Genomic DNA, 24,657 nt, shown 5'->3' on the forward strand with positions numbered 1-24,657 from the left:
TTTCCAAGGCTTATCCCAGAGTACAGGGCAGGTTACCCACGTGTTACTCACCCGTTCGCCGCTCGTGTACCCCGAAGGGCCTTACCGCTCGACTTGCATGTGTTAAGCACGCCGCCAGCGTTCGTCCTGAGCCAGGATCAAACTCTCCAATAAGGATTGTGTTGATCGCTCCAGACGGAATATGTCTGGCAATCTGGTCTAGCTACTCAAAGGAATACTCCTGACGAGGAGTATTCATATTACTGGCTGTGTTATCGGCACGCTGTTGAGTTCTCAAAGAACACGCGCTCACCGGGTCCATCTCCGTTTCCGGAGAGTTTCTCTCGGGGCTTGTGTTTGAAGCTTAGCCAGTTCGTTTTCGCTTTGTCAAATCGGCCATTTCGGCTTCTTCGGTGCGGCGCAAACTCGCTTCGCATTCAATTTTGCTTGGTTCAGAAGTTATCCGACTGGCTTTTCCGGTGTCAAATCGGGGTCATTTTCAGATCCCGGACAGCACGGTAGGCCGTTCATTTACTTCTGGGGGTTTGACGCCGTGAAACTTTACCCGGCCCGATCCGCGGTGTCAACCGCTCGTTCCGGGGGTCTCGCTTGCGACCCGGAGAAAGTTACTCACCGGGGGCACCGGTGTCAAATCGCCTGGTCAGCAGGCTGCTTGATGGGCACGGACGGCGGTGGAGCGGCCGGCTTGGCGCCGATCGGACGCGGTCGCAGCCACAGCGTGACCGACCGCAGACCCTCCATCGCCCGCACGATCTGCTCGGGAGAGGCGGCCTGGCGGGTGGCCAGCGGCACCAGCTCGTACCCCCAGATGCCGAACTCCTTGAGGACCGTCACCGGATCGTCACCGAAGTCGGCGGTCGCGGTGGCGGAGAACTCGAGGAACACCTGCGGGCGGTCCCTGCGCAGCAACCGGACCAGGCCGGCCAGTGCGCGGTGACCACGACCGGGCGTGTCGACCCGGACGACCGAGAGCTTCATGCCCTGTGCGAGGGCGATCTCCTCGAGCTCCTTGTCGAGCCGGACCGCGCGGACCCGCGGGACGTCGTCGCCCGCGTCGGCCGGCAGCGGTGCCACCGACACCCCGCCGGTCAGCGTCGGCGCGGCGGCGAGCTCGCCCGTGCTCTCCCACGCGGCGCCCTCGATGACGGTCATCCGGTCGGCGACGGCGGCGGGCAGGTTCGCGGAGACGTTGTGCCGCAGCAGGGCCGCGGCGCCCCTGTCGGGTTCGACGGCGACGACCGCGCCCATCAGGCCGAGGCGGGACAGCACCCTGATGGAGTGGTAGCCGACGTACGCGCCGACGTCGAGGAAGATCCCGTCCGGTTCGATGTGCGAGTCGAGCACCTCGGCGAGGTCCGGTTCCCACACGCCGTTGGACGACAGCAGCGGCAGCATGAACGCGTCGTCGGAGGGCAGCCGCAGCATGCCCGCGTCGCACAGCACCAGCGAGCTGCGCACCCCGGGCACGTCGGAGGAGGTCTCGTGCTGGCGCACCACGACCCGGCGGAGCGCGTCGGCGGTCTGCTGGGCCTGGTGGGCGGCGCGGACGGCGGCGTCGAGGCGGGTGTCGCGTTCGCGGAACACCTCGACGACGCGCGATTCGAGGGTGTCGATCCGGTCGAGCGTGCGGTCGAGTGCGACGGTGAGCTTGTCGATCCGGTCGGCGAGCACGTCGGTCGTCTTCGCGCGCTTGGCCGCCTCGGCGACGACGGCGTCCTCGATCTCGCGCAGCCGGCGGCCTTGGCCGGCCATGTCGGCGCGGACGCGGACCACGCCGTCGTCGACGCCGACGAGCTGGTCGGTGAAGTGGGTCTGGCGGGCGGCGACCTGTTCGACCTCGGCGCGCAGCAGCTCCAGCTCGCCCGCGCCGACGCCGGTGCGCAGCGCGTCCTGCCGGTTGACCAGCTCGGACACGGTGCGTTCGACGCCGTCGACGAGGGTGTGGAGCACCTCGCGCATGTGGTTGTCGTAGTGGTCCAGCGCGCGCAGCACGACCTTGCGCAGCGCGGGAGCCATGGGCGTTCGGTGTGCGGATCCCACGTCGGGCTGGCGCAGCAACGCGTGCTTGGCCGACTGGAGTGCGAGCAGCGGGTCGACCTCGGGGCGCGGCTTGGGCCGGCGGGCCCGCCAGCCGCGGTAGGAGTGCTCGACGCGCTCGCGCAGCAGTTCGCCGACGCGTGCGACGGACCGCACGGACAGGACGTGGTCGCGTGCGGCCTGGCCGAGGGCGGCGGCCGTGCCGAGGTCGTCGGCCAGTGACCGCATCAGCTTCGCGGCGGCCTGGACGTCGGGTTCTGCGCCCTGGTGGCACGGCACGAGCACGGCGGTCTTGCCGAACAGCTCGGCCACCCCGCCGTGGTCGGAGGCGAGCACGGGGATGCCGCGGACGGCGAGCTCGGCCAGGCGCAGTGCGATCCGGTCGTCGGCGCCGCCGCGGTGCAGCGACACCACGACGTCGGCGGTCTGGCACACGTCGAAGTCCTCGACCAGGGCGATCCGCTGGTCGGAGGCGGTGGCGAGGCGCAGCCGCTCGGCGGCCTCGGGGTGGTCGTACGCACCGGAGACCGCGACCTGCAGCGTCACGTCGGTGCGGTCGGGGAACGCGCTGAGGAACGCCGACACGGCGCCGAGGACGTTGCCGGGCCGGTCGAGCGCGTGGTCCGCGATGGCCGCGAACACCACCACCGAGCCGGCCTCGTGGTCACGTGCGCCCACGTCGTGCACGGGTACCGGGACCACGCGGACGATCGGGCCGCCGATGCGTTCCGCGGCGGCGCGTGACGACTCGGACGACACCCACAGCTCGTTCACGCCGACGCGGTCGTCGGCCGCGGAGGCGTCCAGGGCGATGTCGACGACGAACCGCCCGTCGGGGACCTCGACGTCGTCGGAGGTGCGCACGACGACCGGGTAGGCGGCGGAGTCGGACACGGGCAGCCCGGACGCCCGTGCGGCGGCCAGCACGCGTTCGGTCACCGGGCCGTTGCCGACGATCGAGACGCCGAGCTGGTCCAGCAGCGCCGGGCCTTCTGACCGCGGCTGGGGCACGGCGGGCACGGGCAGCCGCCCGGAGGCGACGCCGGCACCGGCGCACCACTCGCGCCAGTCCTCGAAGTCGGCGCCGAAGGGTGCGGGGAACTGCTGTTGCAGCGCGGGGTCCGCGCGCCAGACGGCGTCCGCCCAGCGGGTGCCGCCCTGCTCGGTCCGCTCGCACGCCCAGATGAGGAACCCGCCGCCGCCGTCCTCGCCGAACGCGGGCAGCGGCGTCGGTGCGGTGGCCCGGTAGTCGGCGCGCAGCTCGGACGGGATGACCGTGCCGTCGATGAGGGCCCCGAACCGGTAGGGCACGGGGGCGGTGGTCCACCCGCAGCGCACCAGCTCGGCGCGGTAGGCGGTGCACAGGTCGGCGACCAGGGGGTGTTCGGACAGCAGCACGCGCGGCCGTTCGACGAACTCCGCGGACAGCATCCACGGCCGCAGGGGGTCGAAGCCCGCGAAGTGCACGGTGAGCAGGTCCTCGCCGAGGACCTGGACGGTGCCGGCCTCGGAGCGGTGCAACGGCCGGTCGGCGACGTTCCACACGGACAGTCCGACCCGTGCGTCGCGCACGACGTGGTGCGGCACGATCGCGGGCATGTCCAGCGAGCCGAGGTAGGGCTCGGAGCCGGGGCCGACCGCGATGAAGCCGGGGTCGAAGGCGCCCGACTCGTGCAGCTCCCACGGCCCCGGTTGCAGGCCGTCGTCGGGCAGTGGTCGCAGGGTGCGCGGCAGCAGCACGACCGGTGCGGTGCGCAGCGCCTCCAGCACGAGCTTCGTGACCGACCCGAAGACCTGCACCCACGGGTCGAGGTAGAGCACCGGCATGCCCTGCGTCAGCAGCGCCTCCAGCAGCCGGGGCAGCATGGCGGCCTTCAGCTCGGCGGCGTCGCGCGCGGTGGCCAGCACGTGCAGCTCGACCTCGGAGACGCCGATCTCGAGCGGTGTGATGAGGCCGGGGCCTGCGTGCTCGGGCTGGGCGTCGACGATCAGCGCGACGAACCGGCCCTCGGGGTGTTCCGCGAGGAAGGAGCTGGACAGCACCTTCACCGCGGGCAGCTCCGCCGCCGTGGCGACCGTGCACGCGCAGATCGTCGGCTGGAACTCGGGTACCTCTGTCACGGAGAGCAACGTATCGGCCTCACAGCACGGGAAGAAGAGTGCGCAACTCGTACGGGGTGACGCTACGACGGTACGCGTCCCACTCCGTCCTCTTGTTGCGCAGGAAGAAGTCGTAGACGTGCTCGCCGAGCGCTTCGGGGAGCAGTTCCGAGTTCTCCATCTCGGTGAGCGCCTCGCCGAGGTTCTGCGGCAGGTTCGCGTAGCCCGCGGCACGGCGTTCGCGGTCGGTGAGCGACCACACGTCGTCCTCGGCGGGCGGCGGCAGCTCGTAGCCCTTCTCGATGCCCTTGAGGCCGGCGGCCAGGATCACCGAGTACGCCAGGTACGGGTTGCAGGCGGAGTCCAGCGTACGGACCTCGACGCGGCGCGACGACGACTTGCCCGGCGAGTACATCGGCACGCGGACCAGCGCGGACCGGTTGGCGTGACCCCAGCAGACCGCCGTGGGTGCCTCGCCGCCGACGATCAGGCGCTTGTAGGAGTTGACCCACTGGTTCGTGACGCCGGAGATCTCGCGCGCGTGCTTGAGGATGCCCGCGACGAACTGCTTGCCGATCTCGGAGAGCTGGTACGGGTCCTCTTCGTCGTAGAACGCGTTGCGGTCGCCCTCGAAGAGCGAGAAGTGCGTGTGCATGCCGGAGCCGGGCTGGTCCGAGAACGGCTTGGGCATGAACGAGGCGCGCACGGCCTGCGTGATCGCGACCTCCTTCACCACGTACCGGAACGTCATGACGTTGTCGGCCATGGTCAGTGCGTCGGCGTAGCGCAGGTCGATCTCCTGCTGGCCGGGTGCGCCCTCGTGGTGGCTGAACTCGACGGAGATGCCCATGGCCTCCAGCGCCTCGATGGCGTGGCGGCGGAAGTGCGTGGCGGTCTCGTGCGAGGTCTGGTCGAAGAAGCCGCCGTTGTCGGCGGGCTCGGGTTCGCTCCCGTCGCCGGGAAGGCCCTTGAGCAGGAAGAACTCGATCTCGGGGTGCACGTAGCAGGTGAAGCCGGCCTCGCTGGCCCTGGACAGGGTCCTGCGCAGCACGTGCCGCGGGTCGGCCCACGACGGGGAGCCGTCCGGCATGGTGATGTCGCAGAACATGCGCGCGGAGTAGTTGTTGCCCTCCGGCGTCTGCCAGGGCAGCACCTGGAACGTGGCGGGGTCCGGCTTCGCGACCATGTCCGACTCGTAGACGCGGGCGAAGCCCTCGATCGCGGAGCCGTCGAAGCCGATGCCCTCGCTGAAGGCGCCCTCGAGCTCGGCGGGTGCGACCGCCACGGACTTCAAGAAGCCGAGGACGTCGGTGAACCAGAGCCGGACGAACCGGATGTCGCGTTCCTCGAGCGTGCGGAGCACGAACTCCTGCTGGCGGTCCATAACGCGCAGCCTAAGGCCTGGGGGGACTCTACGATCAACGCATGTCCGCCCGTTGGTTGTCGGTTTGCTTACTCGCCCTGCTCACGAGCTGCACCTCAGGCGGGGATCTCCCCGATGGTGCGACTTTGCTCTCGAAGTCGGCGGAGTCGATGCGCTCGGTGTCGAGCGTCCACTTCTCCATCAAGGTGGACGGGGAGCTTCCCGGACGTGCCGGTGAAGGACGCCGACGGCGACCTCACCGCGGCCGGGGACTCGAAGGGCAACGCGAAGGTGAACTTCGCCGGTCAGCTGTTGTCCATCGAGTACGTGCTCACCGGCGGCAACCTGCACTTCAAGGGCCCGACCGGTGGGTACACGAAGCTGCCTGCGGCGTTCGCGGGCCAGGTGTACGACCCGTCGGCGATCCTGAACCCGGACAAGGGCGTGGCGAAGGTCCTGTCGGCGGCGAAGGACCCGAAGACCAAGTCGGCCGGTGACGTGTCGGTGGTCGAGGCGACCGTGCCGAAGGACGTGGCCGCGGGCCTGGTGCCGGGGATCTCGTCGGACGTGAAGGCGACGTTCTCCGTCGACCAGGACTCGAAGCTGAAGAACGCGCTGTTCGAGCTGCCCGGCGGGCAGAAGGTCGACGTCGGCCTGACGGACTTCGACAAGCCCGTCACGGTGACGGCGCCCGCGTAACGTGCGCACAGCAGCCCTTGCCGCGTCCGGCGCGGCCGTGCTCCTCGGTGCGCTGGACGCGTACGTCGTCGTCGGCGTGCTCACGGACATCGTGCGCGACCTGGGCATCGCGGTGAACCAGCTGGAGCAGGCCACGCCGATCGTCACCGGGTACCTGCTCGGGTACGTGGCGGGCATGCCGTTGCTCGGGCAGCTGTCGGACCGGCTGGGGCGGCGGTTCGTGCTGCAGGTGTCGCTGCTCGGGTTCCTGGTGGGGTCCGTGGTGACGGCACTGGCCGCGGACGTGCCGGTGCTGGTGGCGGGCCGCGTGGTGCAGGGACTGGCCGGTGGTGCGCTGCTGCCGGTGACGATGGCGCTGGTCGCGGACCTGTGGGAGGCCGGGAAGCGGTCGACCGCGCTCGGGACCGTGGGTGCGGCGCAGGAGCTGGGGTCGGTGCTCGGCACCCTCTACGGCATCGGTGTGGCCACGTTGTTCAACGCGATGCCGTTGTTCGAGGCGTGGGAGCCGCAGAGCTGGCGGTGGGTGTTCTGGGTGAACGTGCCGTTGGCAGTCATCGCGATGGTGGTCGTGCAACGGTCCGTGCCGGACACACGGCGTCCGGTTCGGATCGACGTCGTGGGCGGTGTGCTGCTCGCGGTGGCGTTGTCGCTGCTCGTCGTGGCTCTCTACAACCCGGCACCCGCCAAGTCCGTGCTGCCCGCGTGGGGTTGGCCGGTGCTCGGTGCGGCAGTGGTGGTGTTGGCGGGCTTCTTCGTGTGGGAACGCCGTGCTGCCGTGCGGCTCATCGATCCCGAGGGTGTGCAGTGGCGGCCGTTCTGGGCGGTGCTCGGGGTGTCGCTGGCGGCCGGTGCGGCGTTGATGGTGACGCTGGTCGACGTGGAGCTGTTCGCGCAGACGGTGCTGCGGCGTGACTCCGCCGCCGCGGCGACCCTGCTGACGCGGTTCCTCGTCGCGTTGCCGGTCGGTGCGGTCCTGGGTGGACTGCTGGCCGGACGCGTCGGTGACCGCTGGGTGTCGTTCGCCGGTCTGGCGATCGCATCGGTGTCGTACGTGTTCATCGCGCAGTGGCCGGCGGATGTGAGCGGGCTGGTGCTGACGCGGGACCTCGCGGTCGCCGGGTTCGGGCTGGGCCTGGTGATCGCGCCGCTGTCCGGTGCGGTGCTGCGGGTCGTGCCACCGGTGCGGCACGGGGTGGCGTCGGCGTTCGTCGTCGTCGCGCGCATGACGGGCATGCTCGTCGGCGTGGCGGCGTTGTCCGCGTGGGGACTGCACCGCTTCCGCGAGCTGCACGGCAGACCTGGACACCCCGCTGCCGTTCGGGGTCGAGCCCGCCGAGTTCCAGCGGCGGTTCGCCGAGTACCAGCGCGCGCTCACCGAGGCGCTGCTCACCGAGTACCACGAGATCTTCCTGATCACGTCGGTGATCTGCGCGCTCGGAGCGCTGGGATCGGTGTTCCTGCCCGCCCGTCAGCAGACCGGGTCGGTCTCGGGCAACCGCAGCTCCGCCAGGTAGTTCGTCGCCACCCCGTCCACGCAGCCGATACCGGCCAGGAACGCCGTGTGCTGGTTGCCGTTGTAGGTCAGCAGCCGCGCGCCCAGTGCGGCCGCGAGGTCCACACCGGACCGGTACGGCGTGGCCGGGTCACCGGTCGTGGAGATGACCAGCACCTGCGGCAGCCCGGTGACGTTCGGCGGATGCGGTTCCGAGGTGTGCGGTGCCGGCCAGAACGCGCACGGGCCGAGCGCCGTCTCGTCGGTGGGGACCGTGTCGTTGCCGAGCAGTTCCAGCAGCTTCCGGCGGTTGGACTCCAGGGTGGCGCGGTCCTTGATGGGCGGTTCGTCGACGCAGCGGATGGCCACGAACGCGTCCTGGATGCGGCTGTAGGTGCCGTCCGCGGCGCGGCCGAGGTACTGGTCGGCGAGCTGCAGCAGGGTGGTGCCGCGGTTGGTGCGCAGCTCCTGCAGGCCCTTGAGCGCGGTCTCCCACAGCCGGTCGCTGTACATCGCCTGGATGATGGCGGTGTTCGCGTCCGAGTGGGACAGCCTGCGGTCGCCGACCGGCAGCGGGGTCTTCTTGAGCGGCTCGATCAGCTGGCGGAACTTCGACTCCGCGGTGTTCGTGTCCCTCCCCAGGGGACAGTCGCGTTGCGCGCACCAACCGGCGAAGCGCTGGAACGACTCCTCGAAGCCCTGCGCCTGCCGTGCCGACGCGGCCACCCGGTCGGGGCTGACCTCCACGGCGCCGTCGAGCACCATCGCGCGCACGTTGCGCGGGTACATCTCGGCGTACAACGTGCCGATGCGCGTGCCGTAGGAGTAACCGAGGTAGGTCAGCTTCTTCTCGCCCAGCGCGGCCCGCAGCACGTCCAGGTCCCGTGCGACGTCACGGGTGCCGACGTTGCGCAGCAGGTCGATGCCGCTGCGCTGGGTGCACCGGTCGACGAAGAACTTGTTCTCCGACTCCGTCTGGCTCGCGTTCTCGCCCTTGGGGCGCAGGCGTTGCGCGTCCCGTTCCGCGTCGGTGAGGCACTGGACGCGGGGCTGGCTCGCCCCGACCCCGCGCGGGTCGAAGCCGACCACGTCGAACCGCTTGCCGACCGGGTTGTCCGGCTGCATGTTCGCGACGTGCGTCATGCCCGAACCACCCGGACCGCCCGGGTTCACCACGAGCGACCCGACCCGCCGCTGCTGTTCGGCGGCGGGCCGGCGTAAGAGCCCGATGGTGATGGTCCCGATGTCCGGCTTCTCGTAGTCGAGGGGGACCTGCAGCCGTGCGCACTGGATGCCTTCGCGCTCGAACAGGCCCTTGCTCTTCGCATCGGTCGCGTACGGCTGGCACGCGGCCCACGACAACGCCTGCGCGTAGAAGCGCTCGACGCCCTTGCGCGCAGCGACGGGACTGCCGTCGATGCGCGCGTAGGACGTGGAGGTGCCCAACACGACTATCAGGGCGAACACGGCCGCGGTGATGCGGGACCGCCGTTTCGTCATGAGGCGCACCGGGTTCCGTCGGCGGGCAGGGTCAGGTCGACCAGGTACTTCACGCCGGCCGCGTCGACGCACGACTGGCCCTGCAGGAACACGGTGTGCTGGACGCCTTCGTAGGTGAGCAGCCGCGAGTTGAGCGCCTTGGCCAGGTTCACGCCGGCCTCGTAGGGCGTGGCGGGGTCACCGGTCGTGGAGATGACCAGCAGCGGCGGGATGCCGTCGGCCGTGGGCGGGCCGGTGCGCGCGGTCACCGGGGCCGGCCAGAACGCGCACGAGTCGAGCGCCGCGCCCGGCGGGTTGCCGTCGTCGAGGAACGGCGCCGCGGCCTTGTACTGCCTGGCGGTCTCCAGCAGGGCGTTCTTGTCGGTCAGGCGCTGGTCGTCGACGCAGTGCACGGCGCTGAACGCGTCCGTGATGGTCGAGTAGCTGCCCTGGTCGTCGCGGTCGAAGTACGCGTCGGCGAGGCGCAGCAGCATCGTGCCCTTGCCGTTCTTCAGCTCGTTGAGCCCCTGCAGCAGCAGCGGCCACAGCTGCTCGGAGTACAACGCCTGGATGGTCGCGGTGACGGCGTCGTTGTAGGACAGCTTGCGGCTGCCCACGTCGACCGGTTTCTGGATCAACGGGGTCGTGAGCCGGCGAAAGCTCGCGTTGGCGTCATCGGCCAGGGGACAGCCGTCCTCCGCCCGGCACCACTTGACGAACTCGTCGAACGCCTTCTGGAAGCCGGCACCCTGCGCGACCAGCGACTGGAGCTGGTCCTGGGTCGGGTCGACGGCGCCGTCGAGGACGAGGGCGCGCACGTTCTGGGGGAAGGTCTCGGCGTACTCGGTACCGATGCGGGTGCCGTACGAGTAGCCGACGTAGCTCAGCTTCGCGTCGCCGAGCGCAGAGCGAAGGACATCCATGTCCTTAACTACGTCCCGCGTGCCCATGTTGGCGAGCATTGCCGCCCCGAATTTCGTCCCGGCCGCACACTTCTCGGCATACGTCCTGTTCTCCTGCTCCGTTTGGGCGATTCCGGCCGCAGAAGTGTCCGTGTCGAGGTCGAGCCGCTCCGCGTCGCGCTCGGCGTTGGACAGGCAGCGGACCGCGGGCTCGCTCGCCCCGATGCCCCGCGGGTCGAACCCGATCAGGTCGAACCGTTTCGCGAGCTCGGTCTTGCGGTAGTCACCCACCATGCCCGCGGCCGACGCCATGCCGGACGCGCCCGGCCCGCCGGGGTTGGTCAGCAGCGACCCGATCTTCTGACCGGTGGCCCGGTAGCGCAGGACGCCGATGGTGATCGTGTCGCCCTCGGGCTTGGCGTAGTCGAGCGGCACCTGCAACCGGGTGCACTCGACGTCGCGCTTGGAGCCGTAGGCCTGCCGGCTGGTGCCGGTCGTGGCGAACGGCGCGCAGTCCTGCCAGGCGAGCTGCTGGCCGTAGTACTTCTCCAGTCCCGGCGGGACGGTGCCGGCCGGACCGGGCTTCTCGAAGGTCACGCCGGGCTTGGCGGTCCCTTCGAGGATCGAGGTGCAGGAGGCCAGAAGGGGAATGACGAGCAACACGCTCAAGAGACGGACCACAGTCCGATGGTATGGGAGATGATGAGGGCATGCCGCAGCTTCGCATCGCGCTCGCCCAGGTCAACGCCACTGTGGGCGACCTTTCCGGCAATGCCGCGCTGGTCGTGGAGTGGACGCGCAAGGCCCGCGAGGGCGGCGCCCACCTGGTGGTGTTCCCCGAGATGGTCCTGACCGGCTACCCGGTCGAGGACCTGGCGATCCGCACCTCGTTCGCACGGGCGTCCGCCGAGGCGCTGGAGGCGCTGGCGGTGTCACTGGACGACGCCGGGCTCGGCTCCGTGACCGCGGTCGTCGGCTACCTGGAACACGACTCCGTCGGCCCGCGCAACGCGGTGGGGGTGCTGCACGAGGGCAGGGTCGTGGCGCGGCAGTCGAAGCACCACCTGCCCAACTACGGCGTGTTCGACGAGCGCCGCTACTTCAAGCCCGGCTCGTCGCTCGACGTCGTGCGCGTCAACGGCGTCGAGGTCGGCATGGTGATCTGCGAAGACCTGTGGCAGGACGGCGGCCCGATCACCGCGCTGGGCGACGCCGGCGTGGACCTGGTCGTCTCCCCCAACGCCTCCCCGTACGAGCGCAAGAAGGACGACGCCCGGCTGCCCCTGGTGGTCCGCCGCGCGGCCGAGGCGGGCGCACCGCTCGCGTACTGCAACCTCGTCGGCGGCCAGGACGAGCTGGTGTTCGACGGCGACTCGATGGTCGTCGGCGCGGACGGCCAGCTGATCGGACGGGCACCGCAGTTCGTCGAGCACCTGATGCTGGTGGACTTCGACGTGCCTTCTTCGGCGTCTTATGAGCAGGGTCAGATCGGTGACTTCTACGTGCGCCGGGTGTTCATCTCGGACGCCGTCGCTCCTTACGAACCGCTGCCCGCACCGCGCGTGTTCGAGCCACTGTCCGATGAGGCCGAGGTGTGGCACGCGCTCGTGACCGGCCTGCGCGACTACGTGCACAAGAACGGCTTCCGCTCCGTTGTGCTCGGTCTGTCCGGTGGCATCGACTCCGCCGTGGTGGCCGCACTGGCCGTGGACGCCCTCGGCGCCGACTCCGTCTACGGCGTCTCGATGCCGTCGTCGTACTCGTCGGAACACTCCCGTTCGGACGCTTCGGAGATGGCGGCGCGCACGGGCCTGCACTTCACCACGGAACCCATCGGCGAGATGGTGTCCGTGTACGTGTCGCAACTGGGGTTGACGGGTCTCGCCGAGGAGAACATCCAGGCGCGTTGCCGCGGCATGCTGCTGATGGCGTTGTCGAACCAGCACGGGCACCTGGTGCTGGCGACCGGCAACAAGTCCGAGCTCGCGGTCGGCTACTCGACCATCTACGGCGACGCGGTCGGTGGTTACGCGCCGATCAAGGACGTGCTGAAGACCCTGGTCTGGGACCTGGCGCGGTGGCGCAACGCCGAAGCCGAGAAGCGCGGCGAGACCCCGCCCATCCCGGAGAACTCGATCTCCAAGCCGCCCTCGGCCGAGCTGCGGCCGGGTCAGGTCGACTCGGACTCGCTGCCGGACTACGCGGTGCTGGACGACCTGCTGGACGACTACGTCGAGGGCGACCGCGGGTACGACGACCTGCTGGCCGCCGGGTTCGAGCCGGAGCTGGTCGACCGGGTGCTGCGGATGGTGGACCGGGCGGAGTACAAGCGGCGGCAGTACCCGCCGGGCACGAAGATCTCGAACAAGGCATTCGGGCGGGATCGGCGGTTGCCGATCACGAACGGGTGGCGGGAGGGCTGAGGGCCGGGTTGGGCAGGGTTGGCCAGGCTGTGCTCGCCCTCCTGACCTCGACGGACAGCCCACTTCGTCACCCACCCGAGTGATCCTTGTCCTGATCCACGCCTGACCGCGTCTGTCTCATGTCCGGATCTCCCTCCTCCGACCCCCGCCGAAGGAGGAAGGGGCGCGGGGGTGGCGAGCGGTGCGGCCGAGAACCCGGGCAGGAGGGTGGAAACCGGGGAGTGGAGCCTGCTCTACCGCGACCGACGGGTCCGGGTGGCTACGTTTGGCCACATGAAACGGATCTGGGCAGCGGTGGTCTACCTGGCGACCGGGTTGCTGACGGCGATCGCCGCGTGGCTCGCGATCGGCGTGCTGCTGCTGTCGGTGGTGGTGCTGCCGTTGTTGCCGGTGACCGCGCCGTACATCCGCCGGATCGTGGACTTCGACCGGCGGCGGCTGGCCCGGTTCACCGGGGTGGAGGTGCCCGCGTCGGAACCGCTCGACGGGCCGTGGCTGCACCGGGCGCAGCGGGTGCTGGCAGACCCGGCGAGCCGGCGGGACGGGTTGTGGCTGGTGCTGCACGCGATGTTCGGCACGTTGTTCGGGTCCCTGGCGATCGGGGTTCCCGGGTCGTTGGTGCAGCAGCCGCTCGCGGTGGCGCTGTGGTCGGTGGTGCCGATGGAGAACTCGTTCGGCATGCGGATCGACTCGTGGGGCAAGGCGCTGCTGAGCATCCCGATCGGGCTCGTGCTTGCGCTGGCGCTGACGCAGTTGCCGCGGCTCGCCGAGGTGGACGCGCGGTGGGCGCGGGTGTTGCTGGCGCCGCCGCGGGCGACGTTGGAGAAGCGGCTGGCCGAGGTGGTCGCGACGCGGGCCGCGGCGTTGCAGGCGCACGGGGCCGAGCTGCGGCGGATCGAGCGGAACCTGCACGACGGCACGCAGAACAAGCTGGTCGGTGTGGTGATGATGCTGGGGATCGCGGAGCGGACGCTGCACCAGAACCCGCAGAACGCGCTGCAGGCGTTGCTGCGGGCCCAGGACGCGGCCGGCGACGCCCTGGAGGAGCTGCGCAACGTCGTGCGCAGCATCCACCCGCCGGTGCTGGAGGACCTGGGGCTCGACGGGGCGATCCAGGCGCTCGCGGCGCGGTGCCCGGTGCCGTGCCTGTTGCAGGCCGACCACCTCGGGCGGTTGCCGGCGGCGGTCGAGGCGGCGGCGTACTTCGCGGTGGCCGAGGCGCTGACCAACGTGGCCAAGCACAGCGGCGCGAACCACGCGTGGGTCAGCCTCGGGATGAACGGCGAGCGGCTCACGGTCGTGGTGCACGACGACGGCAAGGGAGGTGCTGACGAGAAGAAGGGCACCGGCCTGGACGGCATCCGGGGGCGGGTCGAGGCGCTGGACGGGACCGCGACGATGAGCAGTCCCGAGGGAGGCCCTACGGTTCTCACCGTCGAGTTGCCGACCGGGAAGTGACCACATGCGCATCGTGATCGCCGAAGACGACGCGTTGCTCCGCGAGGGGTTGACGTTGCTGCTGCGCAACGAGGGCCTCGACGTGGCCGCGGCGACGGACAACCCGGACGACTTCCTGGTCGCCGTCGCCGAGCACGAGCCGGACATCGCCGTGGTCGACGTGCGCATGCCGCCGACGTTCACCGACGAGGGACTCAGGGCCGCGGTCGAGGCGCGCGCACGGCACCCGAAGCTCGCCGTGCTGGTCCTCAGCGCGTGGGTGGAGCAGAGCTACGCCCACGAACTGCTGGCCGGTACCTCCGGCGGCGTCGGCTACCTGCTCAAGGAACGCGTGGGCCGGGTCGCGGACTTCCTCGAGTCGCTGCACCGCGTCGCGAACGGCGGCACGGCGCTGGACCCCGAGGTCGTGTCGCAGCTGCTGGTGCGCCGCAAGTCCGACGACGCGCTCAGCGGGCTGTCACCGCGCGAACGCGAGGTCCTCGGCCTGATGGCGGAGGGGTTGTCGAACGCGGCCATCGGCGAACGGCTCGTCGTCAGCCCGGGGGCCGTGCACAAGCACATCGGCAACATCTTCCTCAAGCTCGGCCTCAACACCGAGGACGGTGCGGGTGACCGACGCGTGCAGGCCGTGCTGGCGTACCTGGATCACTGAGGACGACCGCTCACAGCAGGCCGTAGCTCCTCGCGCATGCGCTGAACCCCGAGCCCGTGCAGGGCAACCTCATGTTGCTGTCCCGCAGCATGTCGATGAGGTTGCCCGCGCCGGCCTCGGGAAGCTTGCCGTCCCGGCACAGCTGGGCGAGCAGCCAGATGGTGCCGTGCACTTCCAGTCCCCGTGCGCGCGCCACCTTCGTGGCTTGCCGGTCGTCGGTGAGAGCGACACCGTCGAGGACCTCGCTCGCCGCGAACACGCTCGCCTCACCGTGGTCGCGGTCCGACGTGCCGATCGCCCTCGACCACTTGACGAAGAGCTGGATCTCGGAGAGTTCGTCCAGCGCCTTGACGTGCAACCACGGCAGGTCCAGAGCGTTGCGCAGCAGCGGGTGCTGCCCGACGCCGCGGGAGATCTCCTCCTTCACGACCGCGGTGGTCCAGCACTCCCTGTTGCCGAGCAGCTCTCCGAGCACGTCGAGCCGTTCGATCAAAGCGAAGTGCGACAAGCACATGGTGTCCAGGACCAGCGGCTTGTCGGCCGTCACGGTGCGACTTCGTCGTCAGGCGCGACAGGCAGGTCGCTCTCGACGAGCTGGCCGTGCATGAGCTCGACCGCGCGGGACGACGTCACCAGGTCGCGCTTCCACGCTGCCATCACCGCCTTCGCGTAGCTGCGCGGCACTCGGACGGAGTCGAGGTCGGGTTGCGGCGCCCATCCGACGGCGTCCATCAGCTCCGCCTTGGTCGGCGTGCGGTGCTTCCACCTCCGAGCCTCTGCGGCGTCGAACGAGTCGACCAGCTGGGCCTGGCGCGTTGCCAGCGACCAGGACGTCCGGTACCGAGCCGCCAACTCGACGAGGCCTTGGCGACCGTTCGCCTTCGCCACCACCTCGGACGGGAGCAGCAGTTCCGCCGCGAACGCGTCGACCACCGCTTCCCGTTCCCGCAGTGACGCGTGCACGCCGATGTCGTTCGAATAGGGATCTCCGAGCACCATGTGCCCGAGCTCGTGCGCGGCGGTGGCGCGTCGCCGGCCCGGATCACCCGACCTGCTGACCACGGCGACCGCCAGCTCGTCGTCCACCAGCACCGATGCACCATCGCCCGGCAGGTCGGTGACGAGCACGAACTGCCCCGCTTGCTCGCACAGGTCCATCAGGGTCGGGATCGGCTCGAGGACGAGGCCCGCGCGTTCCCTGAGCCGCAGTGCCGCCCGCCTCGCGTCCTCTTCGGTGGCGACGGCTCCCTGGAAGCGGTAGGGGTTCCTGGGCGGGAGCGTTCCGAGCCCGATGAGCTGCTGGACGTCGCGCACCCACGATTCCAGGCGCGCTTCCAGCCGGTGAGCCTGCCGGCCCGCGTCGGTGGCGGTGTCCTCGCTCAGCTCGGCACGCCTGGACAGCACCGCCGGCGCGCTGTGGAGGAAGTGGTCCAGTGGCACCTGCAACGCGGCAGCCAGCCTGGTCAGCTCCAGCGCGTCGACCTTGCGCGTTCCCGCTTCGATCTTCGCGATCATGGTGCGGTCGAGCGACAACGCCGCGCCCAGCTCGGCCTGGGAGAGACCGGCGCCGATTCGAGCGTCACGGACACGCTCGCCCACCTGGCTCCACTCCCGGATTTCGGCCATGGTGCGATTTTCGCACATGCTGTCGCCCGTGTCACAGTCGATCACCCGGGGTGATCAGGAGTGGATCACTGAGGGCGGACGAACGGGAACAGCACGGTCTGCCGGATCGACGTCCCGGTCAGCATCATCAGCAACCGGTCCACGCCCATCCCGAGCCCGCCCGTGGGTGGCATGCCGTGCTCCAGCGCCCGCAGGAAGTCCTCGTCCAGCTCCATCGCCTCGACGTCGCCGGACGCGGCCTTCAGCGACTGCGCCTCCAGCCGGCGCCGCTGTTCGAGCGGGTCGGTGAGCTCCGAGTAGGCGGTGCCGATCTCCGCGCCGAACGCGACGAGGTCCCACCGTTCGGCCAGGCGGGGGTCGGTGCGGTGGCGGCGGGTCAGCGGGGACACCGAGGTCGGGAAGTCGATGTAGAAGGTCGGTCCGACCGTGGTCGCCTCGACGAACGAGTCGTACGCCTCCTGCACGAGCTGGCCGTGGTCCCAGTCCTCGTTGACCTCGACGCCGCGTGCGGCGAGCAGCGAGCGGAGTTCCGGGACCGGTGTCGAGGGCGTCACCGAAGTGCCCAGCGCCGACGAAACCGCCGTGTAGACCGGGATGACCGGCCACTCCCCCGAGAGGTCGAAGTCGCCGTCGGGGCGTGAGGCGATCTCCGCGCCGAACGCTTCCCGTGCCGCGTGCTGGATCAACGCGCGCACGAGGTCCAGCATCACGCGGTAGTCCGCATAGGCCTGGTAGGCCTCCAGCATCGTGAACTCGGGGTTGTGCGTGGCGTCGGCACCTTCGTTGCGGAAGTTGCGGTTCAGCTCGAACACCCGGTCCACGCCCGCCACGCACAGCCGCTTCAGGTACAGCTCGGGGGCGATCCGCAGGTACATCCGCATGTCGTAGGCGTTGATGTGGGTGACGAACGGCCGGGCGTTCGCTCCGCCGTGCACCGCCTGCAGCATCGGCGTCTCGACCTCCAGGTACGAGCGCGCGTGCAGGAACTCCCGCACGCTGCGGATCACGTCGCTGCGCAGCTTCAGCAGGGCCGCCGAGTCGGGGTTCACCACCAGGTCGAGGTAGCGCTGCCGCACCCGCGCCTCCGGGTCGGCGAGGCCCTTGCGCTTGTCCGGCAACGGGTGCAGGCACTTCGCGGTCAGCGTCCACGAGGTGGCGCGCACGGAGATCTCGCCCTTGTCGGTCTTCATCACGGTGCCGGTCACGCCGACGTGGTCGCCCAGGTCGACGTCCGACTTCCACGACCGCAGGGCGTCGCCGAGCGACTCGGTCTCCAGCATCAGCTGGATCTCGCCGCTGAAGTCGCGCAGCCGTGCGAAGCACAGGCCGCCCATCTCCCGCAGTGCGACCACGCGGCCGGTGACGGAGACCTCCTCGCCGAACCGCTCCCGTGCGCCCGCGAGGAGGTCCGACCGCGCGAAGCCGACCGGGTACGGGTCGACGCCGGCGGCAACCAGGCGTTCGACCTTCGCGATGCGGACCCTGACCTGTTCGGGGCGGCGGACGGTCTTCGGTTCGACCTTCAGCGCGTCGATCTCGGCGACGCGGGCGGCGAAGTCGGAGCTCACGCCGGTCTTCTGCAGCGCGCGCCTGCGCAGCGACCGCAGCGACGGCACGAACCCCTCGGCCACGCCGGCGGCGATGCTGACCCGCGGCAGCGCCCTGGACCGCTGGTAGCAGAGGAACCGCGGCTCCCACTCCGGCAGGTACTTGGCGTTCGACCGGTACAGCGACTCCAGCTGGAAGAACCGCGACGCCAGCGACAGCACCCGCCGCCACGCCCGCAGCACCGGGCCGGCGCCGATCTTCTCGCCCTCCTCGAACACCGCGCGGAACATCGCGAAGTTCAACGAGATCCGCTGCACGCCGAGGTGTCCCGCGGCCGCAGCGAGCTGGGCGACCATGTACTCGTTCAGGCCGTTCTCGGCTCCCCGGTCGCGGCGCATCAGGTCGAGCGACACGCCCCGGCGGCCCCACGGCACGAACGACAGCAGCCCGCGCAGCGCACCCGAGGCGTCGTAGGCCTCGACCATCACGCACCGGCCGTCGCTCGGATCTCCCAGGCGTCCCAGCGCCATCGAGAAACCGCGCTCGGTCTCCGCTCCGCGCCACGCCTGCGCCAGGTCCAGGATGGACGACATCTCGTCCGGTGCGATCTCGCTGTGCCGGCGCACCCGCGTGGTGTACCCGGCGCGTTCCACGCGGGACACGGCCTGGCGCAGCCCGCGGCGTTCCGGGCCGGCGAGGTTGAACTCGCGCACGTCGAGGATCGCCTCGTCACCGATCTCCAGCGCCTTGAGGCCCGCGTCGGTGTAGACCTGCGCGCCGCGTTCGGAGGCGCCCAGGACACCGGCGGTCCAGCCGTAGGTGCGCGCCTCCGCGAGCCACGCGAGCACTGCCTCCGGCCACGCCTCCTCGTCACCGACCGGGTCCGCGCTGGCCAGCGTCACGCCGCCGATCACCCGGTAGGTCAGCGCGGCGCGCCCCGAGGCCGCGAACACGACGCTCTTGTCGCGCCGGGTCGCGAAGTAGCCGAGCGAGTCGGGTTCGCCGTCGGAGGCGAGCAGGCGGCGCACGTCCAGCTCCTGCTCGGACGTGATCATGCTCTGGGTGCGGACGCCGCGGAAGAACACGTACAGGGCGCGGCTCGCGACCAGCGTGCCGCCCAGTCCCAGCACGACGCTCAGCCACTGCGGTCCCTCGGGGATGTCGAGCCGGCCCAGCCGGACGACCTCACCGGTGGCCTGGTTCGCCGCCCACGCGAGCTTGTCGGCGTGCTCCACCAGCTTGCCGGGGAACAGCTCGGTGAGACCCCAGCCGGCCAGCACCAGGGCGATCATGCCCAGCACGAACGACGCCAGCGCCTGCCGCCACGCACCGCGCGCCAGCCGGGCCGGGAACGCCGCCCGCACCGCCCACAGCGCCGCCACGAACAGCACCGAGGTCGCGAGCCCGACGCCGAGGAACGCCCAGTAGCTCGACTCGTCGTCGCCGTCCAGCACTTCTTCAGGTGCGACGGCCAGGATGACCATGGTGAACGCGACCGCGAGCAGGCCCAGCGCCTGGAACAGCAGCAGGGCCCACAGGGCGGCCCGCTTGCGCCTGCGCAGCGCCGCGCCCAGCACGAAGAACACGAGCGCGATGAAGAGGTTGCCGTCGATGGGCAGGCCCGTGAAGTACCCGACGCCGTCGGCGAGGTCGGTGAACCAGCTGTCCTCCGGCAGGACCACCCGCAGCAGCGACATCACCCCGGCCAGCTGCACGATCGTCGCGATCCAGCCAGCGACCTTCCACTGCCACGCCGGTCCCACATCATCTCCCGAGGTCAGCCGATGACGGCCATGATCCCCTCTTCGGCGGGCCGGGTGCACGTGGCGGTCTCCGGGCGTGTTGACCGGCCGGTCGTGGTGCTGAGCTCGGGGCTGGGTGGGGCGTGGTTCGACTGGGACCGGACCGTGCGGATGCTTGAACCGCTGGCGCGGGTGGTGGTGTTCGACCGGCCCGGTCTGGGCATGTCCGGTCCGGCGCGGCGCGGGCCGTCGCTGGCGCGGGAGGTGGCGGTGCTGGACGCGGTGCTGCGCGGTGTCCCGCAGGCGGTGCTGGTGGGGCACTCGATGGCATCGATGCACGTCGAGGCCTATGCGCGGCTGCGGCCGCACCGGGTGCTGGGGGTCGTGCTGCTCGACCCGGACACGGAGATGCCGGGCGCGGGGGCGCCGTTCGACGTGTCGGCGGTGGTGGCGCAGGTGTTGCGCGCGTTCGGCAGCCGTTGGCTGGGAGCCCGCCTCACGCGCAGGTACGGGCACTCCTTCCGGAACTGGCTGACCGCGCTGTCCACGCTGGGCGCGACCGACCCGGCACCGCGGGACCTGGTCGAGCTGGTCTACCGGCGGGCCGATGTGGGACGCGCCACACTGGCCGAGCTGGCGTCCTACCCCGGTCAGGTGGCGACGCTGGAACGGCTGCGGACCCGCTGCGCGTTCCCGGAGGTGCCGTTCCTTGTGCTCACGGCCGGTCGGAAGATATGGCCGGAACACCGGTCGCTGGCCTCCCTCGTGCCGTGGGGGCGCAACGTGCCGGTGCCCGGCAGTCGGCACATGGTTCAGATGGACCGGCCGGACGCCGTGGTCATGGCGATCCGGACCGTGCTCAGGGCTCTGCCCGGCCGCTGAGCAGGCAGAACTCGTTGCCCTCCGGGTCGGCGAGGGTGTACCAGCTGACGTCCTCGCCCTGGCCGATGTCGATGCGCGTGGCGCCGAGCTCCAGCAGGCGCGCCAGCTCCTCGTCCTGCTCCCGGTCGGTGGCCCGGACGTCGATGTGCAGGCGCAGCTTCTGCAGCTTGCGGTCCGGGTTCTTCAGGAACAGCAGGGTGGTGCGGCGGTCCGGTGGGGCGATCTCGACGAGGACGTCCTCGCGGTCGACCACCTCGTAGCCGAGGACCTCGCACCAGAAGGCCGCGAGTCGTTCCGGATCGGTGCAGTCGAGCACCAGTTCTGTGATTCGGGCTGCCACCCGTGTGACGGTAGCCGCATCTGCAACCGGTTTCCGGCCGGCGGTGCCACCCTGGGGTTCGGCAACCGTGCACCAAGCGCCCGGGGACTCGCTGCGGCGGGCCTCGAGGAAAGGAACGGTCGACGATGACCAATGCCGAAGTTTCCGCGCCCTACGGCTCCGGAGCCGCTCCCCAGAAGGCTCCCGCGAAGCGCGTGCGGGTCCACCACCTGCGTGAGATGAAGGACCGCGGCGAGCCGTGGCCCATGCTCACCGCGTACGACACGTTCACCGCCCAGATCTTCGACGAGGCGGGCATCCCCGTACTGCTGGTCGGCGACTCCGCGTCGAACACGGTCTTCGGCAACGACACCTCGCTGCCGGTCACGGTGGACGAGCTGATCCCGCTGGTGCGGGCGGTGACGCGGTCGGTCAAGCGCTCCCTCGTGGTCGCCGACCTGCCGTTCGGCTCCTACCAGGTGTCGGTGGAGCAGGCCGTGGCCACCGCGGTGCGGTTCATGAAGGAAGGCCAGGCGCACGCGGTCAAGCTGGAGGGTGGCGCCTACTTCGCGCCGCACATCCGCGCGATCACCGCCGCGGGCATCCCGGTCATGGCGCACATCGGCTTCACCCCGCAGTCCGAGCACCAGCTCGGCGGGTACCGGGTGCAGGGCCGCCACGAGAACCACGACGTGGTGCTGCACGACGCCGCCGCCGTCCAGGAGGCCGGCGCGTTCGCGGTCGTGCTGGAGATGGTGACCGCCGAGGTCGCGAAGCAGATCACGCACGACCTGGTCATCCCGACCGTGGGCATCGGTGCCGGTCCGGACACCGACGCCCAGGTGCTCGTCTGGCAGGACATGATGGGCCTGAACCGCGGCAAGGCGCCCCGGTTCGTGAAGCGCTACGCCGACATCGGCAACGTCATGCTGGGCGCGGCGACCGAGTTCGCGAACGAGGTGCGCGGGCACCAGTTCCCCGGCCCCGAGCACACCTTCCACTGAGCGGAAGTCACGCGGGAGTCCTACGTTCCCTTTTGAGGCACGCGGGAGTCCCGCGTTCCCTTCCGGGGAACGCGGGGCCCCCGCGTGACAGCAAGCCGAGCAGGGTCAGCGGGTCCAGACCGACGGGTCTGGGCCCGCCGGCACGATGCCGGTCGGGTTGATCTCGTGGTGCGTCACGTAGTAGTGGCGCTTGATGTGGTCCCAGTCGACCGTGTCCCCGAACTGCGCGTAGAGGCGCTTCGCGTACGCCCACAGGTTCGGCATCTCGGTCAGCTTGGTCCGGTTGCACTTGAAGTGGCCGTGGTAGACGGCGTCGAACCGCACGAGCGTGGTCCACAGGCGGATGTCGGCCTCGGTGAGCTGGCCGCCCACCAGGTACTCGTGCGTGGCCAGGTGGTCCTCGATGCGGTCCAGCTCGGCGAACAAGGCGGTGTACGCCTCCTCGTAGGCCTCCTGTGACGTGGCGAAACCGGCCTTGTAGACGCCGTTGTTGACGTTGTGGAAGATCGGCTCGATCTAGGAGTCGATCTCCTCGCGCAGGTGCTCGGGGTAGAGGGTGCTCTCCGGGTTCCACTTGAGGCTGAAGTCGAGGGTGAGCTGCGGGTAGTCGTTGGTGACGACCTCGCCGGTGGTCGTGTCGACCAGCGCGGGAACGGTCACGCGGCCCTCATAGCCGGGGTCGGCCTTCTCGTAGGCCTGGCTGAGGAAGTCGTAGCCGAGCACCGGGTCCGTGCCCTGGAAGCGCCAGCCGCGGTCGTCGCGGATCGGGTCGACGACGGCGAGCGAGATCGCGTCCTCCAGGCCCAGCAGCTTGCGCACGACGACCGCGCGGTGCGCCCACGGGCACGCGAGGCTGACGACGAGCCGGTAGCGGCCGTGCTCGGGTTCCGGCCGCGCGGTGAAGCGGTTCGGCTGCCGCACGAACGCTCCCGTGGTGGACGTCTCCTTCGTGAACTGCGCCATGTCCTCGACGATAGGCCCATGTACCCGGAGATCGAGCCCCACGCGTCAGGCCTGCTGGACACCGGCGACGGCAACCAGGTGTACTGGGAGGAGTGCGGCAACCCCTCCGGCAAGCCCGTCGTCTTCCTGCACGGCGGTCCCGGCGGCGGCTGCTCCCCCGCGCACCGCCGGCTGTTCGACCCCGAGGTGTACCGGATCGTGTTGTTCGACCAGCGCGGTTGCGGGCGTTCGCTGCCGCACGCGTCGGTGTCCGGTGACCTCTCGCTGAACACGACCTGGCACCTCGTCGCCGACGTGGAGCTGCTGCGCGAGTCGCTGCGGGTCGAGCGGTGGCAGGTGTTCGGCGGGTCCTGGGGGTCGACGCTGGCGCTGGCGTACGCGCAGAAGCACCCGGACCGCGTCACGGAACTGGTGCTGCGCGGCATCTTCACGCTGCGCCAGTCCGAAGTGGACTGGTACTACCGCGGTGGTGCGGCGAACGTCTTCCCCGACCTGTGGGAGAAGTTCATGGCGCCGTTGGAGGGCATGTCCGGCGACCCCGTGCAGCTGTACGCGGAGCTGCTGGCCGACCCGGACCCGGCGGTGCACGGCCCGGCGGCGGTCGCGTGGAGCACGTGGGAGGGCGCGACGGTGACGTTGCTGCCCAGGCCCGAGCTGGTGGCGCAGTTCGCGGAACCGGCGTACGCGCTGGCGTTCGCCCGGATCGAGAACCACTACTTCGTGCACGACGGCTGGTTCGAGGAGGGTCAGCTGATCCGCGACGCCGACCGGCTGGCGGGCATCCCGGGCGTGATCGTGCAGGGCCGCTACGACATGGCGACGCCCGCGGTGTCGGCGTGGGACCTGCACAAGGCGTGGCCCGGTTCGGAGCTCGTGCTGGTGCCGGACGCCGGGCACGCCTACGACGAACCCGGTGTCCTCGCGGCGCTGCTGGCGGCCACCGACCGGTTCCGCAACTAGGCCGTGTTTTAGATGTGGCGTAGCCAGATGTTGATGGCGGCGACGTGGACGGTGGCCTGGTAGCGGGTGGCGAGTTTGTCGTAGCGGGTGGCCACGGCCCGGTGTTGCTTGAGCAGGTTGATGCCGCACTCGACGGCGTGGCGCTGTTTGTAGACCTGCCGGTCGATCGCGGGTGGCCGTCCGCCTGCGGAGCCTTTGGCCTTGCGGTGGGCGGCTTGGTCGCGGGGCTGGTCGATGGTCACCTTGATCCCGCGGCGCCGCAGGTAGGCACGGTTGGCTTGGGAGCTGTAGGCCTTGTCCGCCAGAACCCGGTCCGGACGGGTCCTGGCGCGTCCGGGCCCCATGCGTGGCACCGAGATCTGCTCGATCACCGGTGTGAACTGCGGGCTGTCGCCCCGTTGCCCGGCGGTGACCAGCAGTGACAACGGCCTGCGGCCCTGCTCGCAGGCCAGGTGCAGCTTGCTGGTCCAGCCACCGCGCGACCGGCCCAGCCCGTGATCGTCGGGCTCGGTCCCGCCGGCCGGGGTGCCGGGCGGTTCGACCTGCAGATCCCCCTTTTCCGTGCGCCGGCGGCGTGCTGGTGCGCCCGCGTGATGGTGGAATCCACCGACACGTCCCACACGATCAACCCATCGGCATCGGCACGGGCCTGCAGCGCGGTCAGGATCTCCTGCCAGACTCCGGCCCGCTGCCAGCGGCGGAACAACCCGTACACGGTCTGCCAGGGACCGTAGTCAGGCGGGATGTCGCGCCACGGGGCACCGACGCGCACCCGCCACCGGATGCCGTCGATCAACTGCCTTTTGCTCCACTTCGGCGGGCGCCCCGGTTTACGCCCGACAGGCAGCAGCGGCTGCAACGCCGCCCATTGCGCGTCGGTCAGGTCGGCCCGCCCCGCTGCCGCTACGCTGGCCACGAGGTCTCCGGTATTGCGGGTTTGCTTGGTCGCTAACCCACTTACCGGAGACCTCGCCACGTTCCGGCACCGACACGCCGCCGATCACCTCA

Annotated in this window: 15 protein-coding genes, 1 rRNA gene and 3 pseudogenes (1 of these 19 cut by a window edge); 8 read left to right on the top strand and 11 right to left on the bottom strand. The window is 70.3% G+C overall.

Going from position 1 to position 24,657, the window contains the following annotated elements; all coding sequences use genetic code 11:
- From ACVDFE_RS00425 to glnA, 3 genes are all read right to left on the bottom strand, one after another.
- A 16S ribosomal RNA gene (locus tag ACVDFE_RS00425) occupies positions 1-153 on the bottom strand (it extends 1,364 nt beyond the left edge of the window).
- A gap of 474 nt (positions 154-627) precedes the next feature.
- A complete protein-coding gene (locus ACVDFE_RS00430; protein WP_458429213.1) occupies positions 628-4,158 on the bottom strand; it encodes an FkbM family methyltransferase in 3,531 nt (1,176 codons plus the stop codon).
- Positions 4,159-4,177: 19 nt separating this feature from the next.
- Positions 4,178-5,521, bottom strand: coding sequence for a type I glutamate--ammonia ligase (gene glnA, locus ACVDFE_RS00435; RefSeq protein WP_360386587.1), 1,344 nt, complete (start codon positions 5,519-5,521; stop codon positions 4,178-4,180).
- A gap of 207 nt (positions 5,522-5,728) precedes the next feature.
- Here glnA and ACVDFE_RS00440 point away from each other — a divergent pair, with 207 nt between their 5' ends.
- Together ACVDFE_RS00440 and ACVDFE_RS00445 are read left to right on the top strand one after the other, a co-directional pair.
- Positions 5,729-6,199: an LppX_LprAFG lipoprotein gene (locus tag ACVDFE_RS00440; RefSeq protein ID WP_458429214.1), complete on the top strand. Its 471-nt coding sequence runs from the start codon at positions 5,729-5,731 to the stop codon at positions 6,197-6,199.
- Positions 6,200-6,290: 91 nt separating this feature from the next.
- Positions 6,291-7,382, top strand: a pseudogene (locus ACVDFE_RS00445) (MFS transporter); the annotation flags it as partial.
- Positions 7,383-7,667: 285 nt separating this feature from the next.
- Here ACVDFE_RS00445 and ACVDFE_RS00450 read toward each other — a convergent pair.
- A complete protein-coding gene (locus ACVDFE_RS00450) occupies positions 7,668-9,191 on the bottom strand; it encodes an alpha/beta fold hydrolase (protein WP_360386581.1) in 1,524 nt (507 codons plus the stop codon).
- A complete protein-coding gene (locus ACVDFE_RS00455) occupies positions 9,188-10,753 on the bottom strand; it encodes an alpha/beta hydrolase (RefSeq protein ID WP_458429215.1) in 1,566 nt (521 codons plus the stop codon). The genes ACVDFE_RS00450 and ACVDFE_RS00455 overlap by 4 nt, the downstream gene beginning before the upstream one ends.
- Positions 10,754-10,782: 29 nt before the next feature.
- Here ACVDFE_RS00455 and ACVDFE_RS00460 point away from each other — a divergent pair, with 29 nt between their 5' ends.
- The 3 genes from ACVDFE_RS00460 to ACVDFE_RS00470 all read left to right on the top strand — a co-directional run bounded on the left by ACVDFE_RS00460 (position 10,783) and on the right by ACVDFE_RS00470 (position 14,605).
- The gene (locus ACVDFE_RS00460) at positions 10,783-12,495 is read left to right on the top strand and encodes an NAD+ synthase (RefSeq protein WP_360386576.1); all 1,713 of its coding nucleotides are present in this window, start codon (positions 10,783-10,785) and stop codon (positions 12,493-12,495) included.
- Between the two features lie 273 nt (positions 12,496-12,768).
- Positions 12,769-13,953 (top strand): sensor histidine kinase, encoded by a 1,185-nt coding sequence (locus tag ACVDFE_RS00465; RefSeq protein WP_360386573.1) that lies wholly within the window; start codon positions 12,769-12,771, stop codon positions 13,951-13,953.
- A gap of 4 nt (positions 13,954-13,957) precedes the next feature.
- Entirely contained in the window at positions 13,958-14,605 is a 648-nt protein-coding gene (locus tag ACVDFE_RS00470) for a response regulator transcription factor (RefSeq protein ID WP_360386570.1), read from the top strand.
- A 10-nt stretch (positions 14,606-14,615) separates the two neighbouring features.
- On the opposite strand, the gene ACVDFE_RS00475 is transcribed toward ACVDFE_RS00470, so the two are convergent.
- The 3 genes from ACVDFE_RS00475 to lysX all read right to left on the bottom strand — a co-directional run bounded on the left by ACVDFE_RS00475 (position 14,616) and on the right by lysX (position 19,542).
- On the bottom strand, positions 14,616-15,152 hold the full coding sequence (locus ACVDFE_RS00475) for a hypothetical protein (RefSeq protein WP_458429216.1): 537 nt from the start codon (positions 15,150-15,152) through the stop codon (positions 14,616-14,618).
- The gene (locus tag ACVDFE_RS00480) at positions 15,149-16,204 is read right to left on the bottom strand and encodes a helix-turn-helix domain-containing protein (RefSeq protein ID WP_458429217.1); all 1,056 of its coding nucleotides are present in this window, start codon (positions 16,202-16,204) and stop codon (positions 15,149-15,151) included. The genes ACVDFE_RS00475 and ACVDFE_RS00480 overlap by 4 nt, the downstream gene beginning before the upstream one ends.
- Before the next feature lie 92 nt (positions 16,205-16,296).
- The gene (gene lysX, locus ACVDFE_RS00485) at positions 16,297-19,542 is read right to left on the bottom strand and encodes a bifunctional lysylphosphatidylglycerol synthetase/lysine--tRNA ligase LysX (protein WP_458429218.1); all 3,246 of its coding nucleotides are present in this window, start codon (positions 19,540-19,542) and stop codon (positions 16,297-16,299) included.
- A gap of 21 nt (positions 19,543-19,563) precedes the next feature.
- Here lysX and ACVDFE_RS00490 point away from each other — a divergent pair, with 21 nt between their 5' ends.
- A complete protein-coding gene (locus ACVDFE_RS00490) occupies positions 19,564-20,403 on the top strand; it encodes an alpha/beta fold hydrolase (protein ID WP_360386560.1) in 840 nt (279 codons plus the stop codon).
- On the opposite strand, the gene ACVDFE_RS00495 is transcribed toward ACVDFE_RS00490, so the two are convergent.
- Complete coding sequence (locus ACVDFE_RS00495; protein ID WP_458429219.1) at positions 20,381-20,743, bottom strand: VOC family protein; 363 nt, start codon at positions 20,741-20,743, stop codon at positions 20,381-20,383. The genes ACVDFE_RS00490 and ACVDFE_RS00495 overlap by 23 nt on opposite strands.
- A gap of 125 nt (positions 20,744-20,868) precedes the next feature.
- Here ACVDFE_RS00495 and panB point away from each other — a divergent pair, with 125 nt between their 5' ends.
- On the top strand, positions 20,869-21,726 hold the full coding sequence (panB, locus tag ACVDFE_RS00500) for a 3-methyl-2-oxobutanoate hydroxymethyltransferase (protein ID WP_360386555.1): 858 nt from the start codon (positions 20,869-20,871) through the stop codon (positions 21,724-21,726).
- Between the two features lie 105 nt (positions 21,727-21,831).
- Here panB and ACVDFE_RS00505 read toward each other — a convergent pair.
- Positions 21,832-22,689 (bottom strand): annotated as a pseudogene (locus ACVDFE_RS00505) (glutathione S-transferase family protein).
- Positions 22,690-22,707: 18 nt separating this feature from the next.
- Between ACVDFE_RS00505 and pip the strand changes: the two are divergent.
- Positions 22,708-23,649: a prolyl aminopeptidase gene (gene pip / locus ACVDFE_RS00510; protein WP_458429220.1), complete on the top strand. Its 942-nt coding sequence runs from the start codon at positions 22,708-22,710 to the stop codon at positions 23,647-23,649.
- Positions 23,650-23,657: 8 nt separating this feature from the next.
- Here pip and ACVDFE_RS00515 read toward each other — a convergent pair.
- Positions 23,658-24,565: pseudogene (locus ACVDFE_RS00515) on the bottom strand (IS5 family transposase).
- Between the last annotated feature and the right edge of the window lie 92 nt (positions 24,566-24,657).

It is taken from the genome of Lentzea chajnantorensis, assembly GCF_054300775.1.